15 protein-coding genes are annotated in these 17,857 nt (G+C 37.1%); 6 read left to right on the top strand and 9 right to left on the bottom strand.

The window, feature by feature from the left end:
• Positions 1–412: 412 nt before the first annotated feature.
• From thrB to SPD89_RS16680, 5 genes are all read right to left on the bottom strand, one after another.
• Positions 413–1,309, bottom strand: coding sequence for a homoserine kinase (thrB, locus tag SPD89_RS16700; RefSeq protein WP_336263083.1), 897 nt, complete (start codon positions 1,307–1,309; stop codon positions 413–415).
• A 1-nt stretch (position 1,310) separates the two neighbouring features.
• Entirely contained in the window at positions 1,311–2,375 is a 1,065-nt protein-coding gene (gene thrC / locus SPD89_RS16695; protein WP_336263082.1) for a threonine synthase, read from the bottom strand.
• 4 nt (positions 2,376–2,379) lie between these two features.
• Positions 2,380–3,672: a homoserine dehydrogenase gene (locus tag SPD89_RS16690; protein WP_336263081.1), complete on the bottom strand. Its 1,293-nt coding sequence runs from the start codon at positions 3,670–3,672 to the stop codon at positions 2,380–2,382.
• 146 nt (positions 3,673–3,818) lie between these two features.
• Complete coding sequence (locus SPD89_RS16685; protein WP_336263080.1) at positions 3,819–4,271, bottom strand: YaiI/YqxD family protein; 453 nt, start codon at positions 4,269–4,271, stop codon at positions 3,819–3,821.
• 28 nt (positions 4,272–4,299) lie between these two features.
• Positions 4,300–5,202: a DMT family transporter gene (locus SPD89_RS16680; RefSeq protein WP_336263079.1), complete on the bottom strand. Its 903-nt coding sequence runs from the start codon at positions 5,200–5,202 to the stop codon at positions 4,300–4,302.
• 1,548 nt (positions 5,203–6,750) lie between these two features.
• Here SPD89_RS16680 and SPD89_RS16675 point away from each other — a divergent pair.
• From SPD89_RS16675 to SPD89_RS16650, 6 genes are all read left to right on the top strand, one after another.
• Entirely contained in the window at positions 6,751–7,716 is a 966-nt protein-coding gene (locus SPD89_RS16675) for an N-acetylglucosamine kinase (protein ID WP_336263078.1), read from the top strand.
• 15 nt (positions 7,717–7,731) lie between these two features.
• On the top strand, positions 7,732–8,595 hold the full coding sequence (locus SPD89_RS16670) for a MurR/RpiR family transcriptional regulator (RefSeq protein ID WP_336263077.1): 864 nt from the start codon (positions 7,732–7,734) through the stop codon (positions 8,593–8,595).
• Positions 8,596–8,813: 218 nt separating this feature from the next.
• Positions 8,814–9,722, top strand: coding sequence for an N-acetylmuramic acid 6-phosphate etherase (gene murQ, locus SPD89_RS16665; RefSeq protein ID WP_336263076.1), 909 nt, complete (start codon positions 8,814–8,816; stop codon positions 9,720–9,722).
• Between the two features lie 40 nt (positions 9,723–9,762).
• On the top strand, positions 9,763–11,133 hold the full coding sequence (locus tag SPD89_RS16660) for an ABC transporter substrate-binding protein (protein WP_336263075.1): 1,371 nt from the start codon (positions 9,763–9,765) through the stop codon (positions 11,131–11,133).
• Positions 11,134–11,225: 92 nt separating this feature from the next.
• Positions 11,226–12,119, top strand: coding sequence for a carbohydrate ABC transporter permease (locus SPD89_RS16655; RefSeq protein ID WP_336263074.1), 894 nt, complete (start codon positions 11,226–11,228; stop codon positions 12,117–12,119).
• 31 nt (positions 12,120–12,150) lie between these two features.
• Positions 12,151–12,993, top strand: coding sequence for a carbohydrate ABC transporter permease (locus SPD89_RS16650; RefSeq protein WP_336263073.1), 843 nt, complete (start codon positions 12,151–12,153; stop codon positions 12,991–12,993).
• Between the two features lie 913 nt (positions 12,994–13,906).
• Here SPD89_RS16650 and SPD89_RS16645 read toward each other — a convergent pair.
• The 4 genes from SPD89_RS16645 to SPD89_RS16630 are packed head-to-tail and all read right to left on the bottom strand — an operon-like array spanning position 13,907 to position 17,761.
• Positions 13,907–14,923 (bottom strand): ABC transporter substrate-binding protein, encoded by a 1,017-nt coding sequence (locus SPD89_RS16645; RefSeq protein ID WP_442961184.1) that lies wholly within the window; start codon positions 14,921–14,923, stop codon positions 13,907–13,909.
• A 1-nt stretch (position 14,924) separates the two neighbouring features.
• Positions 14,925–15,665 (bottom strand): ABC transporter permease, encoded by a 741-nt coding sequence (locus SPD89_RS16640; protein ID WP_336263072.1) that lies wholly within the window; start codon positions 15,663–15,665, stop codon positions 14,925–14,927.
• Positions 15,666–15,668: 3 nt separating this feature from the next.
• Positions 15,669–16,439, bottom strand: a complete 771-nt coding sequence (locus tag SPD89_RS16635; protein WP_336263071.1) for an ABC transporter ATP-binding protein — start codon at positions 16,437–16,439, stop codon at positions 15,669–15,671.
• A 38-nt stretch (positions 16,440–16,477) separates the two neighbouring features.
• Entirely contained in the window at positions 16,478–17,761 is a 1,284-nt protein-coding gene (locus SPD89_RS16630; protein WP_336263070.1) for an acetylornithine deacetylase, read from the bottom strand.
• Positions 17,762–17,857 lie beyond the last annotated feature (96 nt).

The following is a 17,857-nucleotide window of genomic DNA, read 5'->3' as shown; positions in this document are numbered from 1 at the left end:
TTCGTGGTTAAATCTCGAATTGGCTGGACAACGCGTTCTCCCGTGGTTATTCTACTTTTTGCGTGGATAAATAGCGAACTTCGTGGTTAAATTCTGAATTGGCTGGACAACGCATTCTCCCGTGGTTAATTAACTATTTGTGTGGATAAATAGTGATCTTCGTGGTTAAATTCTGAATTGGCTGGACAACGCGTTTTCCCGTGGTTAATTCACTTTTTGCGTGGATAAATAGCGAACTCCGTGGTTAAATCCAGAATTGGCTGGACAACGCGTCCTCCCGTGGTTATTCTACGTTTTGCGTGGATAAATAGCGAACTTCGTGGTTAAATCTCGAATTGGCTGGTTAAATAATCTAAATATAAAAGAAGGTGTGGAATAAAAAAATGCTCGGGTTCGTTTTGACTCGAGCATTTTAATTATTAATATTTACTTTTACCTGCAAACCATTTTCATCAAGTTTAAGGGATTCGACCTCATAGTCGGGCAGTAAGCGTTGCATTTCCGCTGCAATCTCTTCGCCTTCCCCATTTGGTACAAATGAGATCATCGTAGGACCCGCCCCGCTAATTACTGTTCCGAAAGCTCCTAAATTCCGTGCATTTGAACGGATGTCGAAATAATTTGGAATAAGTTTTGCTCGGTAGCTTTCATGGAATAAATCGCTCTCCATCATTTTACCTGCTAATTCATAATCTCCTGTTAGCAAAGCAGAGATCATTAAATTACTAACACCACTAGCTGTTGCTGCATCTTTCATTCCAAAGTTTTGAGGGAGAACTTTCCTTGCATCTTCTGTTTTCAATTCAAAGTTCGGAATGTAAACCACTAAATCGGTATCAATTGCAGGAAGCTTTTTGTAACTTGCTTCCTCTCTCATTTTTACAGTTACTACGAAACCACCAAGTAAACAGGCGGCAACATTGTCTGGATGTCCTTCAATTTTTACTGCATAATCCAATTTTTCCCGTTCTGATAAATTTAAGTCGCATAGTTGATTTGCCAGTTCAATCCCGGCGACAATGGCAGATGCACTACTTCCTAAACCACGTGCAAGCGGGACTTCACTTTCCATCGTGACTTCGGCAGGAGGGAGAGTGCAGTCATGCCAGTCCGCAACTTGCTTTGCCACTTTATAAATAAAATGATCTTCAAATTTGCGAACAGTAGGGATGAGTGATGTTGTGTGGATAAACTGCCATTCATCCGCTTCTCTTACTTGTAATGTTAAATAACGACTTACTGCAACGCCTGCGGAATCGAAACCAGGTCCAATATTTGCAGAGCTAGCAGGAACTGATATTGTAAACATACTAGTTACCTACCGTTTTTTTAATATAATCTGTTACCGCTTCTTCATCATTTGGTAAAGAAACAGGATCAATTGTAATTTGATCGATTGCAGTTTGTGGGTCTTTTAATCCGTTACCAGTTAAAACTGCGACAACATTGCTACCTGGGGCAATCGTACCCGCTTTAACTTGTTGAAATACTCCAGCAATGGAAGCACATGAACCAGGTTCGGCAAAAATACCTTCTTTAGCAGGCAGTATTTTAAATGCTTCTAAAATTTCTTCATCCGAAACAGATGTAATCATTCCGCTAGATTCATCTCTTGCAGCAGTGGCCAGTTGCCAACTAGCTGGATTTCCGATTCTAATTGCAGTCGCTACTGTCTCAGGAGTTTTAATTGCTTCATCTTTCGTAATCGCCGCAGCGCCTTCTGCTTCAAAACCATAAATCTTAGGTAAAGCAGTTTGTTTCTTTTCGTGAAATTCCTTAAAACCTTTCCAATAAGCACTAATATTTCCAGCGTTTCCAACTGGAATCGCAAGAATATCAGGTGCAACTCCACTAAGCTGGTCAATTATTTCAAAGGCAGCCGTTTTCTGACCTTCAAGACGATAAGGGTTCACAGAGTTTACAAGTGTAACAGGATACTGTTCACTAATATGTTGTACCATCGTTAAAGCATCATCAAAATTACCAGCGATTTGTACAATTTCGGCACCATACATAACTGCTTGTGCAAGTTTTCCCATCGCAACTTTTCCCTCGGGGATGACGACAACTGCCTTCATTCCAGCTTTGGCAGCATAAGCCGCCGCTGCAGCAGATGTATTTCCGGTAGAAGCACAAATAACTGACTTACTTCCAGCTTCTTTTGCTTTTGCTACAGCCATTACCATACCGCGGTCTTTAAAAGAACCAGTTGGGTTTAATCCTTCATATTTTCCGTATAATTCAATCCCGAGTTCTTTTGAAATATGTGGGAAGTGAATCAGAGGAGTATTGCCTTCGTGTAAAGTTAGTGCAGGGGTTTCTTCCGTTACCGGTAAAAACGTTGCGTATTCTTTGATAAGTCCTTGCCAGTTCATTGTATTATGCATCTCCTTCAACACGGAAATAACTTTCCACTGTATCGATTACTTGTAATTGGTCTAATTTGTTCATTGCTTTTTGGAAGTTTTCTAGTGATGTTTTATGTGTAACGACGACAATTTCTGCGAATCCTTTTGAAGCAGGAGTTTGCAAAATACGTTCGAAACTAATTCCTAATCGATTAAATAAATCAGAAATAGAAGCGAAAGCACCGATTTCATCTTTAACATGCAAGCGCAGGTAAAACTGGCTAAAACGTTTATTCGCAGGTGTTAGTTCCTTTTTAAAACGTGGTGTAACAAATTTTTTCCCGTTAACTCCTAAAAGCATATTTTTAATAGCTTCCACAACATCAGACATTACCGCAGTTGCTGTCGGGAGACTTCCTGCACCTGGACCGTAGAACATTGTTTCTCCAACTGCTTCACCGTTAACATAAACAGCATTATATTCATCTTTTACTGCAGCGAGCGGATGGTTTTTCGATAAGAACGTCGGCTGTACACTCACTTCAATTTGATTGTCATGGCGGTTTGCAAACCCGATTAGTTTCATTGTTAAATCTAATTTCTTCCCATACTCAATATCTGCTAGGGAGAGTTTAGAAATACCTTCGACCTCTACATCTTCAAGTTCTACACTAGTAAAGAAAGAAAGCCGAGCTAAAATTACCATTTTTCTTGCTGCATCCAGACCATCGACATCTGCGGTTGGATCAGCTTCTGCAAAACCAAGCTCTTGTGCTTTTTGAAGAGCATCTTCATAACTTTGTCCTTCTTGATCCATTTTCGTTAAAATATAGTTAGTTGTACCATTTACAATTCCCATTACTTGCTGAATTCGATCTGATACAAACCCATCGGTTAAAGGACGTAATAATGGAATTCCACCGCCGACACTTGCTTCATAAAGCAAGTCACAACCATTTTGGCGAGCAGTTTCTTCTAACTCTGGACCATGTAAAGCGATTAAATCTTTATTCGCAGTAACAACATGTTTTTTTGCTTTTAATGCTTCTAAAATATATTCACGGGCATCTTCAACTCCGCCCATAACCTCTACTACTATATCTATATTGGGATTGGCAAGAACGTCTGCACTATCCGTTGTAAGTAAGCTATGGTCAAGTTCAATTTGACGTGCTTTTTCTATGTTTCGAACGAGCACTTTTTCTACTTTCACCCCACGACCGAGTTGGTGCATTAGTTCTTCCTGATGATCTTCAACAATTTTAATTACCCCAGAACCAACTACACCTAATCCTAATAATCCAATTGATATCTCTTTCCCCAAAACGTCACCTCATTTTTCCTTTACAAAATAATTCGACAAATTACTACCCGTATCGATTAATTTATAACACTACCAATTATACCACTTTTTTAAATTGTTTTGTATAGATTTTCAATTTATTGAAAATAGCCATAATTACGTGCCCATTAGAAAAAACCAGTTTCTTTAATTAATTGAATTAATAATCGTTTAAACTTTTCCCGATCTTCGTTTGTGTATGGCTTTGGTCCTTTCGTCCGTTGACCACCTCTTCTAGCCACAGCGCTTGCATGCCTAGAAGATAAAAGTCTGTCTATGTTTTTGTTTGTGTATTGGAAGCCTTTATGATGAAGAACAAAACATCCTTTGCCTAAACAGAGAGAGGCGAGCCCATAATCTTGGGTGATGACGATATCGCCACTTTTAGCACGTTTAATGATTTCAAAATCAGCAGCATCTGATCCTTTATCGACATAAATTGTTTTGACATGAGATGCATGCTTGTCGTGGGAAAAATGAGAAAAATTTTTTACCATTACTACTTGTAAATTGAATTCTGATGCAATTTCTATTACTTCCTCTTGAACGGGAGAGGCATCTGCATCCACATAAATTTTCATACAATCAAACCTTTCTTATAAAAGACAGTTATGCACGTATCTCTGCTTTAGTCTTCCTTTTCTTCTTGCCAATAATATTGACAATTGCAACACTAGAAATTGCTATAAGTCCTCCAATCATGGATAAAATGCTTGGAAGTTCCTTTAACCAAATCCAGGCGATGATAATAGCAATTGGTGCTTCCAAATAAAGCAAACTTGATAATTGACTTACATTCCCTAGAGATAAAGCAATTGACCAAGTTGCATAACAAAGGGCGGCAGGTACTATTCCGACATAGATAGCCGCTAAATGGGCTTCTAGTGTTACATGTTGGATTGTTTCAAACAGACCAGGTAAGTAAACGAGCATCGGTATAGTACCAGCCCATGTAAAGTAAGCCGTTAACTCAATTGGGTGGTATTTAGTTAATAAAGGCTTTTGATAAACGAAAAAGAACGATGTAGAAATGGTTGCAAAAAATACTAGTAAAAGCCCTTTAGATATAGTAAACGTGGCACCTGTAGATCCAATTGTTATTAGTGATATTCCAATAAACCCGATTACCAGCCCAATCCAACCGAGTACATCCATTTTTTCTTTTAAGATTAATACAGCAATTAAAGTGGTGAAGATTGGAGCTGAACCGACGATCATACTAGCGGTTCCTGCAGCAACTGTCTGTTGACCAAAGGTAACGCCAAAATGATAAAACGTAATCCCAATTACCCCCAATATAAAAATTGACAGAAGGTCTTCTTTTTTGGGCAATTTAAAATTCGAACGAGGATAAAGTGCATAGAGAAGGAATAAAGCGGAAGCAAGTAAGAACCTGAATAACATTAAATGACCTGCGGAAAAGCCTCCTTGTAAACTGGACCGGACAGCTGCAAAGCCTGATGCCCAGCCGATTACTGTTATCATGGCGATAATAAAAACTTTTTTGTTCATATGTAACCCCCTCGTAATAGTAACGTAGTCCTGTCACGAAAATAACATATATTTAGTGAATATTACAAGAATTAACTTTGATTTCTGATTAAGAGAATAGTAATCGGTCAAACGATTGAAAATGGAAAGACCATTAATCAAACGTTTGATTAATGGTGAATTTGTATCCGGATCAACATTTCCAGTTTTAAATATGTCACCAAGTTATTATAAACACATTGCTATTTTCTCCGTGTTTTTCATATCCTCTCCAATCTGATGACTTTCTTTGGTTAGACTATCAATTGTGGCACTCATTTCTTCTAAGCTTGCTGAAGCTTCTAGAACAATAGCTGATAAATCTTGTTGTAGATATTCTAATATGAGAAGCGTTATCTTCTACATCATTTGCTAAATTTTCAAAACTTGCAAATTGATGATTTAATTTATTGCGATTTGGTTAAAGGCATCATTCAATTGCTTTGTATCATCCATATGACGAGTTACATTGTCTAAATTAAAATTCATTGGCTTTAGTGCAGCGTTATTTGTTCAGACGTATTGTGGGCATTTTCTGAAATTGTTACAATTCGGTCACTTTGTTTAGTACTTCCATTAGCGATTTCGGAAATGACATTGAATAGTTCATTTTGTGTCTTTACATTGTTTTGGAGACGATTATTCACATTTGTAATGTAAGTGATCATCGTGTTAACATTAGCCTCAAGTAAAGCATGTTATTTTATCTTTTCATCAGCATCTTTCTCTCTATTTTTTAGTAAAGTTACGATTTGACTAAATTTCTTGATTAAGACGGATAACAATCAACGAAACTATGCCGTTTAATAGGTAGGCTACTAAAAATGCAAGGAAGTTACTTTGTATCACTGCTGCTTGTGAAGCTTCAGGAAACTGATATGTAATTGTTAATCCAATTGTTCCAACTATATAACTTAGAATGAAAACAGGGGTAATAAAATGAGCGGTTGACAGAAAAAGTAAAAAAAGAAAATACCTAGAGTATGGAGCCCACCGCCATAAACGACAATATAGCAGATCATTGCTGTATAGCCACTAAAAATCATGAAATATGGAAACCAGTTAATTTTTTTAAGTAGGTGTATAATAAAAAATACAAAATGAGTGCAGTTCTATAAAATAGACTCTTATCAAATTCTTTATTTATCATCGTTACAAGAAGTGCTCCGAATATAGCTATAAAAAATGTAAATAACATGATAAAGTTCTTACGACGCATGTCTTGATCCTTTAAATTTACAGTTTTAAACTAAATAAATAACCCCTTCTTAAAAAGCAAATACAATAAAACAATGCAGAGGTCTGTATGTTTGTAGAGATTGTAAAACGGTTATCAATGCCGATGTAGATGGAGCAATCAATATTAGCAAAAAGTATCTGAAAGAGCTAAATGCTCAATCAGTAGTGGTGTTGGACAATCTATACGTTTAAAGGACAACAGTTCATAGCGTAGAACTTGAAGCGCGCCATTTTAATGGCGATGTAGTTCACTATATAATTCAACATATTGCTAAACGAAGGATGATAAGGATGGAATATGTCATTGGTTTAGATGGAGGCGGGACGAAGACGGTAGCTGTTATTGCTGATAAAACAGGAAAAATTATTACTGAAGCTACCATAGGAACAACAAATCCCAACACACTTCATCAGAAAGAGTTAACAGCAAATATTAAAAGAATGTTTAACCTGCTTAAAGAACAGGCGCCGAAAGCCTTTCGTCAAGTGACATATATTTACGCAGGTATGTCTGGAGTTGGTACTTCAAAGCAAAAGCAATTAGTTTCCTCCATTTTTAAAGAAACACTAAAAATATCTGTACCTTTTGAAATTGTATCAGATACAATGAATGCATTATTTTCTGGAACATATGGTAAACCTGGAATTGTTCAAATCGCAGGTACAGGATCGATTACTTACGGAATAAATGCCAAAGGTCTTGAATTACGATTAGGAGGGTGGGGTTATCTTTTTGGTGATGAGGGAAGTGGTTATGATTTAGGCAGAAGAGCGATTGTTTCAGTTTTAGAATTAGAGGAGAGACGGAATGAAAAAACAGTACTAAAAGATTTACTTTTATCTCATTTTAAAGTAAAGACTGGAAGAGAAATGATTGAGAAAATTTATAAATCAAACGTTCCAAAAAAGGAAATCGCACCTCTTTCCATATACGTATTTAAGGCCTATAAAAATAAAGATAGAGTTGCGCTTAAAATTGTACATGATGTTGCCGAACAACTAACATTTAATGTGATGACTGTAAATAAAGAACTATTCAGTCCACAAGAAGTAACACCAGTTATCCTTGCAGGTGGAGTGTTTAGCGAAAAAGATATTTTACCTTTATTAATAAAAAAGAAGTTGGAAAACAATAACAACATCTCAATCTGTTTGCCAGAAATTCCACCAGTTTACGGATCCGTAATAGGAGCACTTAAAAATAGGGGAATAACGATAAACGAAGAAGTACTTAAAAATATAAAAACGATAAAATAAAAGAAAGGTGATTATATGTCACATATAAAAGGTGGATTAATTGCATTAAAAGAAGTCGTTAATAGCCTACCTCCTTCAGAGAAAAAAATTGCAGAATATATTTTAGAAAAACCTGAAGAAGCTATTTTGCAGACGGCGATGACACTTGGTGAAAGAAGTCAAACGAGCAGCGCAGCAGTTATGCGTCTTTGTAAATCACTTGGTTTTTCAGGGTTTCAAGAACTTAAAATCAGAGTTGCTGGTGATCTTCAAACCAATTCATCTGAATCAGGTTACCGAGATATCGAACCGCATGAAAATTATTATGATATCGTTGATAAAGTTACGACAAATGCAATGCAAACATTAAAAGAAACAACAGATATTTTAAGTGTGTCTGAAATCCAGAAGGCCGTAGAGGTTTTAAGTGGAGCAAAATCAATTACGCTCATTGGTTTTGGTGCATCAACCATTGCCGCAATAGATGCCGAGCAAAAATTCACTCGCATTGATAAAAATGTTACATTTTACGCTGATCTGCATATGGCTGCAACTGCTATTGCCACCAAAGGAGAGAAGGATGTTGTTATAGGTATTTCTTTTTCAGGTTCAACGCAGGAAGTAGTTAAGTTATTAGAACTAGCAAAAAGCAAAAATGTTCAAGTAATAACTATTACCAGATATGGGAACTCGCCTGTAAATCAGTTAGCAGATATTAAATTGTATACATCAACTTCCAGGGAAGCTACATTCAGAAGTGCGGCAACTTCATCTCGAATAGCTCAATTACATATTATCGATATTTTATTTATGTGTCTTGCTTCGGAAGAATATGAAAATACAATAAGTTACTTAGATGAAACGAGGGAGGCAATTAACTTTTTAAAAAATCAATCTTAAAATAATGAAATTTTATTACTGAATTTCATTATTATATTGACATAAAAGTTCAATTAGCCTATAATAATAAAAATGACACCAAAATAAAAACATCAAAATGAAAACGCTTTCTCTTTCAAGGTGAAATTTGATAAGTAAATGATGCAATCATCCTTTTATCAACTCGTTTAGAGAAGCGTTTTTTTATGGAAGATTATTGATGTTTGGGGGAGAGACAATTGGAGCTATCTAAATTAACAACAGAACAAAGAAATTCAAATAGCACGAACTTAGATGAAATGACAACTAAAATGATTTTACGAACAATTAATAATGAAGATAAAAAGATCGCATATGCAGTGGAAAAAGTATTAGATTTAATCGAAATCGCTGTAAATAAAATTTACGAATCTTTGCGTAAAGGTGGAAGATTGTTTTATGTAGGAGCTGGAACAAGTGGACGTTTAGGTGTAATGGATGCTTCTGAATGCCCACCTACATTTATGGTGTCTAAAGAGATGATACAGACAGTAATGGCAGGTGGAGATAAGGCTTTTCTATATGCTGTAGAAGGTGCAGAGGATGAGGAGAGTCAAGGTTTTCAAGATATAAAAAAATGTTCGCTCACATCCAATGATGTAGTATTAGGAATTACAGCAAGTGGTAGAACGCCATATCCAATCGGTGCTTTAAAATATGCATCAGATGTTGGCGCTTACACAATCTCATTATCAAGCAATTATCATTCACAGATTAGTAAATATGCAGATTGTCAGATAGAAGTAGTCGTCGGGCCCGAAGTATTAACTGGATCAACTAGAATGAAAGCTGCAACCTCGCATAAAATGGTATTAAATATGATTAGTACAGCCGTTATGGTGAAACTAGGAAAAGTGTACGAAAATTTAATGGTTGATGTACATGCGAGTAATTACAAACTTAGAGAACGAGCCAAACGTACAGTTATGGAAGTAACCAATAGTACATATGATGAAGCAGAAAACGTGCTCGTTGCAGCGAATTACAAGGTAAAACCGGCAATCATTATGATAGAATTGGGAGTTTCTTTTGAAGAAGCAGATGAGGCCCTTGAAGCAAGTAATGGCTATGTAAGGGAGGCGATTCGTTTATTAGCTAACCAATTGTAGACAGTTGCTATAAACAAAGTGATAAAAAGGGGGAAATAATGTGAGTTCTTTATTAAAACACCGTGGGTTACTTTTATTGGTTATCATGCTTATGACAGTATTTATTGTTGCCTGTTCATCGAATGAGGATGCTGCAAGTGACAGTGAAAAAACGACAGACCCCGAAACAACAGAAGAATTAAATGAGGAAGGAAGTTCAGACGGGGAACTTTCAGGTGATCTTGAGATTCAGTACTTTGTTGGTGGGTATGGGGATTCTTGGTGGAAAGAAGTCATCGCTGATTTCCAGGCTGAGCATCCGGATTTAAATATTATTGAACATGCCGGTCCAAACATTAACGACGAAATGCGCTCCCGTTGGGTAGCCAATGATCCGCCCGATGTAGTTTATATTGATGGTGCGGGATCAAGTGAAACGCAGATGGTTGAAGACGGACAGTTAATGAATTTAACGGAATGGGTGCAAGATATTGAACTAGAAAATGGCGATAAACTAATTGACAGTTTTATTGTACAGCCAGGTACGTTTGACGGAGATATTTATTCGTTACCATTGGTTTTTGATACTTGGGGAACATGGTATGATAAAGCATGGTTTGAGGAAGAAGGTTATACCGTTCCGACAGATTTTGATAGTTTCATGGAATCGATGAAAGAAATTAAAGATAAAGAAGGAATCGACCCGTTTGTAACGAGCGGACAGCATCCGTATTATTTCTTAAGAGGTATGTTATTCCCTGCATTTGGAGCAGCTGGGGGAGAGGAATTACTCGCTGATGTCATTCAAGGAAAAGAAGGGGCATGGACGAGTGATGTTGTTCTTGAAACAATGAAAAAAGTAGAGGAAATGCAGAAAGAGGGCATGTTTGATTCTGGGTTAGGTGCACTGAACCATACGCAATCACAAATGAATTTCTTGCTTCATGATAACGCATTTATCCCGGTAGGCTTTTGGTTACCAAATGAAATGGCAAATGATATTCCAGATGGGTTTGATTTCGGATTTATACCATCACCAATGCAAGATGCCGGTGAGCCATTTGCAATTGTACCAGATTTACGTCCACTGGCAATTGCCGAAGAAGCGAAGAATCCTGAAGCTGCAAAAGCTTTTGTAGAATTTGTTTTCACAAGAGATTATGCCATGTCATTTTCAGAACATACAGGTGCGATAATGAATTTGACAGGTGTTGATTTAACAGAAAATGACCAAGTTCCAGCATATTTAACAGAGGCAAACGCGATGATTAATGATCCAGATCAAGTAAAGATCTATGAAAAACCTCACCCAATGAGTGCAGATTTGGAAACTCCGGTTGGTGATGCCTTAATGTCACTGATGCTTGGAAACATGACTGCTGAAGAATTTACTGAAGCGGCAGAAAAAGCAGCGGCAGATTATCGAGAGTAGCAAGGATTGTAATGGAATGGGGAAGCTTGATTTGTTTGCTTCTTCATTCCATCCTGTTTTCTAAATGTCTAAAAGTGAAAAGGGTGAATGAGATGGTTCAGTCAAAGAAACAGCGATATTTATTTTTAGCTTTTTGCATCCTGCCCACTTTTATTTTATTTGCAATTTTTACTCTTTATCCTTTATTTAGTGGTTTGTATTATTCTTTCTTTGATTGGTCAGGATCTTCCAACGTTAAAACATTTATTGGACTCGATAACTATAAAAAGTTATTTACTGACTCCATTATCCCAAAAACAATTATTCACGATTATTTTCTCGTAGTAACGAAGGTAATCGGAATTATGGCGATGGCACTTTTTTTTGCTGTTGCTTTAACTCAACTAAAAATAAAAGAAGCTCCATTTTATCGGATTGTCTTCTTTTTTCCTAATATTATGTCTGTTGTCGTAATCGGGATTTTATGGACGTTTATCTATAATCCTAATTTAGGGTTAGTTAATTCGGGTTTAGAATTTTTCGGGCTTGAAAACCTTGCAAGGCCTTGGTTAGGGGATGAAAAATGGGCATTACCCAGTATTGTATTACCAGCAATCTGGGCTGGGATTGGACTATTTATGCTTATGTTAATGGGTGGAATAGCAAATGTTGATAAGAGTTTTTATGAAGCTGCTGAGATTGATGGAGCAAGTGAGTGGCAACAATTTTGGAAAATTACGGTTCCGCTCATTTGGCCACAAATTAAAATAGCGGTTCTATATATTGTGATTACAACGTTAAACGGCTCTTTTATCCTTGTGCAAGTCATGACAAAAGGTGGTCCCAATAATGCGACACATGTGATGGGTTCCTATCTTTATCAACAAGCATTTGTGCAGTTTCATTTCGGATATGGCGCTACGATCGGGGTAATGATTTTAGTTTTATCGTTAATCACCGTATTTATTTTACAAATTTTTATGAGACGTGAAAAAGTAGAATACTAAAATGATTTGCTCAAAGAGAGAGGTGAAAGCGATGAAGCCGACAGTTGGTGAAAGAATTGGACGAATTGGAATACGAATTCCATTAGTTTTATGGTCAATTGCCGTGCTGTACCCAATTTTATGGATGTTTATCGGTTCTTTTAAATCAAATGCAGAAATCTACCGGAATCCTTGGGGGTTTCCTGAATCATTTAGTTTTGAAAATTTTATCCATGCATGGACGAACTATAATATTAATACAAGTGTTTTTAATAGTTTAATTGTCACTATTCTTGGTGCATTATTGACACTTATTTTAGCGATACCGACAGCTTATGCAATTGAAAGAATGCCTTTTCGTGGAAGTAATTATTTATTTACGTTGTATATTTCCGCAATGATGATCCCAATGGTGCTTGGCTGGATTCCTTTATTTTTCTTATTAAATAATTTAAATTTATTGGATAATATTTTTGGTTTAATGCTTGTTTATGCAGTTAGTCAATTGCCGTTTACTATTTTTGTACTAACAAGTTTTATTAGTACTATCCCCAAATCTTTAGAGGAGTCTGCAGCGATGGATGGGATGACTCCTTATGGCGTCTTGTGGAAAATTATAACCCCTTTAACAACTTCGGGAATAATTACAGTTACAATTATGAATACGATTCAATTTTGGAATGAATATTTTATGGCGTTAATCTTTTTACAAAGTCAAGAAAATTATACATTAGCACTGGCCATTGATTATATTAGTAGTGAAGCGGAATATACGAATGCATGGGGGACTTTATTTGCTAGTCTTGTTATAGCGATTGTTCCGGTTATCGTTCTTTATATCATTTTCCAACGACGAATTGCTAAAGGGATGGTGGAAGGCGCGATAAAAGGATAAAAAGGCTAAGGACATAACTAAAACTTTCCAATTAAAGAAGAACAATGATAGGATAGGAACTTGGATCCTAATATGTAGTTGATCAACTGCTACGAAACTTCGGATAATGATTGTCTTACGGCTCCAGAAATACACTACGCTTTCACCACAGGTATAAGAGCGACATCTGTTTTAAGCTGCGCTATCGCTTGCTCTTACAGTGTCTCCTTTGACTTGTGGGCACTGCTTTTAGCCCCGAAGCACAGGACGTGCAAGGGCAATCTTTACGGTGGGGCGAGCATTTAGCGACAGTCCAGGTGTGGCGAACAGGACGCTGCGTTCTTAACCTGCTGCGAGGTCTTCAGACACGTGGGACTGAACTACTAGTTCGGATTCTTCTCTTTGGTTATATTTGAAAACTTTATAGCTCATTTCCATAAACTGCGATGTATCAGCGAGGGAGATTTCCGCCGAGAAAATACAAATTTTGATGGAAAAAATTTGAATGATAATTCGGATTTCTTTATGGTTCAAAAACTTTTTAAACAGTCTCTTATGTTTAACGAATGTAGCCAAGAAGTCTCCATCTTCAAACGTGAGAAGGGCAATAGCCCAACGTTAAGGTGGAGATGAATTGGCTTTCGGTCAAGGACGTCTTTAGATGTACTTGACCGAACATATGTCACACTCATGGTATGAGGTGTTCTTTGATAACTGGATATATAGGGTTGCACGGAGAAATAATGATGCGAAAACCAAGCCAAAACCCCTTCCGTGTTTAAAATATTCTAAGGTATGAAAGAAACTTACGTATTAACGGACATCTAGGGTAGAAACTGCCCGAAGTGACGCTCATGGGATTTGAAGGGTGCTTTTGTCGTGAAAGTGAGCAGTTCCTACTTCAAGCACTAGTTAAGTAGTGAGTAGTTCACAGTTATGGTTCAATATTAACAAATATGTCGTCAATGTTTGGAACTTCTTCAATTAATCCATATTCTTGTAACCAATTTGCTGTCTCTTCCCAGGAGGCTTTTTCTTGTGTACCAAATTCCTCTTCCGATTCCATTTTTGGTAATAAAATATTTAAACTCTCAGTTTCTACATCTTTATCTAAAGGAAAGTTCGCTTCGTCCTGGTTGTCGAGTAAAATTTGTAACGCTTCTTCTTCATTTTCAACCATGAAATCGTATCCCTTACGTGCAGCCCGCCAAAATGCTTCGATATTTTCCTTTTCTTTTTCCCATGTTTCATCACTTGTGACAGCGACAACTTCATAATAACTAGGAACCCCGTAATCTACCGGGTTGATAAAATCAACATCGTAACCTTCACTGCGTAAAAGTGGAACTTCATGGTTGACAAACATACCACTAACTGCGTCTACTTGCTCGGAAATAAGAGATGAGCCTAATTCAAATTCTACATTAAACATTTCTACTTGGTCATAGTCTCCACCGTCATGTTCAACAATTGTTTTAACTAATGCTTCATTAATAGGAATTCCGGGGTACCCTACTTGTTTGCCTTCCAATTCTTTCGGAGATTTTATCGGGGCATCCGAACGGTAAACAACGTGATTTAACGGCTCACGAACGATAGCGGTCACAGCTTTAACAGGGATATTTTCATTTGCTTTTGCCATAATCACATCGGGTTGGTAATATAATCCCATTGTAATTTTTCCAGATGCTGCTAATGTTAGAGGATCTGTCGGGTTTGCCGGAAACTGAAATTCGACGTCGATTCCTTCTTCTTCAAAGTAACCTTTTTCTTCTGCAACATATAAATAGCTATGTACCGCATTTGGATACCAATCAAGCATGATTGATACTTTCTTAGTTTCGTCTGTACTTTCTCCTTCCTCTGTACCTTGTTTTTCATTTTCATTTCCACAAGCACTTAGAATGGTAAACATCATTAATATGCTAAACATTACTGATAAATTTTTCACGTTAAGATCTTCTCCATTTCAACAAATATTTTTCTAATAACACGACTGCAATAAATAAAAGAATTCCAATAAAAGAAAGGACAACAATTGGAGCAAAAACTCCTGCTCCATCAAATTGTGTCATCATTCGGCGGCTAAAATAACCTAATCCCGCCTGTGCTCCGAGCCATTCTCCAATCGCAGCCCCAATGACACTCATTGGTACGGCTACTTTTAGTCCTGAAAAGAAGGAGGGGAGGGCAGATGGAACTTCCAACTTGAAAAAAAGTTGACGTTTAGATGCACCAAGTGTTTGAAATAATTCTTTCAGTTCTTTATTTGTTGAACGAAATCCATCGAATGTACTTACTGTGATTGGAAAAAAAGTAATGATAATCGTCACAACAATTTTACTCCAGATGGAATAGCCAAACCAAAGTACAAATATAGGTGCCAGTGCAATAATAGGGATCGTTTGCGATGTAATTAATATAGGATAAAAGGCTTGCTCTAACGTTTTTGATATGTTCATACTTGTCGCTAAGGTAATCCCAAACACTAATGAAATGCCAAGACCTATAGCAATGACAGCAAGTGTAACGGGAAGATGATGTAGCAAAAGCACTTCTTTTAGCTCCCATAGTTTAATAGTAATTTCAATAGGTGATGGTAAAATAAACGATGTATTTACAAACCTAGCAACCATTTCCCATACAAATAAAAGAATAATGATTAAAATAGTTGAATAAAGATAATTTCTCATTGATTAAACCCTCATTCGAAAACGCTCTAGTAAGTTATTTTTTAGTTCCACCACTTCTTTTTTATCTAAATGGTGTTGCTGTCTTGGACGTTCTAAAGGCACGTTGACTTCTTCTAATGTGGAAAAAGGGGTATCTGTAATAATATAAATTCGATCGGACAAAAATAAAGCTTCCGAAATATCGTGTGTTATAAACAAAATAGTAGATTGCTGTTTTTCCCACTGTTCAAGCAGCCATTCCTGCATAAATAACTTTGTCATCGCATCTAGGGCAGAAAAAGGTTCATCCAACAATAGCACGTTTGAACCGGATAAAGTGGCTCTTAAGAAGGAAACTCGTTGACGCATCCCTCCGGATAATTCATGAGGATACTTGTCCTCATATCCTTTTAAACCAAACTCTTCTAGTAAGTTGTTAACCGTATTTCTGTCGAGATGGTCTTTTTGTAGCTCTAATGGGAGAGCGGCATTTTGTCGAATTGTTCTCCAAGGCATCAATAAATCTTGTTGTGGCATATATCCAACTTTCCCCAAACGGTTTTTGGCTTGTTTTCCATTTAAATAAATGGAGCCGCTGTTTGACTCCTCAAGTCCAACGATGAGACGAAAGATAGTCGTTTTTCCTGAACCACTTGCACCAACAATACTTACAAACTCTCCATCTGAAACGGAAAAGCTCACATTTTTTAAAATTGGAATTTGTTCTACATCGTTTTTGTAGTAAAAATCAACGTTTTCAAACTGGAGTGCTATTTTTTTATTTTGGACACTCATGATAAAGGTTCATCCTTTTTTTCTAAAATAAGGTAGTGTTACATGTAACGTTTTTCTTGATTAGACCACTGATAAATGAAATGGATCATTGTTTTCGTAAATGCAATTAATTGATCGATAGAAATTTGTTCGTTTATTGCATGTGCATTCAGAAAATCACCAGGACCATAAATCGCTGCCGGAATTCCCGCTTCAGCGAACCAACATCCGTCTGTTACAGAAGGAGAAACATCGATTACAACTGGATTATGATGGATTTTTTCATGTGATTGAGCCAATAATTTTACTGCCTCATGGTTCGGATCCACTTCAAGGGAGGGAAAAATTTCGCCCCGATCTTCAATCATCGAGGAGCCACCCCATGTAAAAGTAGGGGGATTCTCTCGTAACCATGTATCTGCTTTAGCAACATTCATGAGATGTTCTTCTATTTCTCGAATAACTTGTTCATACGTTTCATCTGGGTAGTAATGAACAGTAATCCACAAACGGCATTCATCAGCAATAAAAGCCGCATGTCGGCCCCCTTCAATTACCGCCGGATTAATCGTGTTTGTTCCCGGTGGATAGCCCTCATATTGTTTGGTAATTGCCCAATGACGCTCCAAATTTTGTAACCCTTCTATTAGTTTCATCATTTTTTCAATTGCACTTGCACCAAATAGTCCACCGCCTGCATGGATCATATTCCTCCGTGTTGCATCATGGTAGGTTCTATCACTTTTTATAGTAATCCATCCAGTGATAACTCCTCCTTGACCTTGGATATGTAAATCACTAGTGTCTACAACTAAAGCAAAATCGGCATCATAACCGCGCTTCGTGCATTGTAATGTACCTGCTTCTCCAACTTCTTCTCCGATTACGGATTGAAAGATAATATCCCCGGCTAAGGTGATACTTTCTTCACTTAATAACTTTAACGCAAACAACGCACCCGCTAGTCCACCTTTCATATCTGCTGCTCCACGACCGATGATGCTGTCGTTTTTTATTATCGGTTGGAAGGGATTTGACTCCCATTGTTCATCTTCTCTTACTTCTGCTACATCGATATGACTATTTATAATAAGACTTTGGTGAGTAGCAGATTTTTTCCCTTTCCGAACACCGACGACATTAGGGTCATTTGGATAGACGTCCCACATATCGATAGAAAAACCGATTTCCTCCAAAAACTGTGCTACATATAATTGTGCTTCTTTCGTATTTCTAGCAGGCGGTGCTGCTGTTTTAAATGAGATGAGAGTAGTTAGTAATTCGATTAATTCATGTTGACGATCATCTATTTGTCTGATTAATTGCTGAATCCTACTCATCATTTATAACCTCCTTTCAAATAAAAAAGCCACTTCCAACTTATGGAAGCGGCATATTTTACTATATGCAGTACGAAAATAGCAAACTACACTTTCATC

It is taken from the genome of Pseudogracilibacillus sp. SO30301A, assembly GCF_037072025.1.
Taxonomy (GTDB): Bacteria; Bacillota; Bacilli; order Bacillales; family Amphibacillaceae; genus Pseudogracilibacillus.
Note: the sequence above shows the minus strand (reverse complement) of the source record. Positions and strands in the feature narration are given on the sequence as shown.

Coding starts and splice junctions, on each gene's coding strand:
- SPD89_RS16635 (WP_336263071.1), bottom strand. CDS start 16,439: ATGAGTGTCCAAAATAAAAAAATAGCACTCCAGTTTGAAAACGTTGAT.
- thrB (WP_336263083.1), bottom strand. CDS start 1,309: ATGTTTACAATATCAGTTCCTGCTAGCTCTGCAAATATTGGACCTGGT.
- SPD89_RS16680 (WP_336263079.1), bottom strand. CDS start 5,202: ATGAACAAAAAAGTTTTTATTATCGCCATGATAACAGTAATCGGCTGG.
- SPD89_RS16640 (WP_336263072.1), bottom strand. CDS start 15,665: ATGAGAAATTATCTTTATTCAACTATTTTAATCATTATTCTTTTATTT.
- SPD89_RS16650 (WP_336263073.1), top strand. CDS start 12,151: ATGAAGCCGACAGTTGGTGAAAGAATTGGACGAATTGGAATACGAATT.
- SPD89_RS16675 (WP_336263078.1), top strand. CDS start 6,751: ATGGAATATGTCATTGGTTTAGATGGAGGCGGGACGAAGACGGTAGCT.
- SPD89_RS16655 (WP_336263074.1), top strand. CDS start 11,226: ATGGTTCAGTCAAAGAAACAGCGATATTTATTTTTAGCTTTTTGCATC.
- SPD89_RS16670 (WP_336263077.1), top strand. CDS start 7,732: ATGTCACATATAAAAGGTGGATTAATTGCATTAAAAGAAGTCGTTAAT.
- SPD89_RS16685 (WP_336263080.1), bottom strand. CDS start 4,271: ATGAAAATTTATGTGGATGCAGATGCCTCTCCCGTTCAAGAGGAAGTA.
- thrC (WP_336263082.1), bottom strand. CDS start 2,375: ATGAACTGGCAAGGACTTATCAAAGAATACGCAACGTTTTTACCGGTA.
- SPD89_RS16630 (WP_336263070.1), bottom strand. CDS start 17,761: ATGATGAGTAGGATTCAGCAATTAATCAGACAAATAGATGATCGTCAA.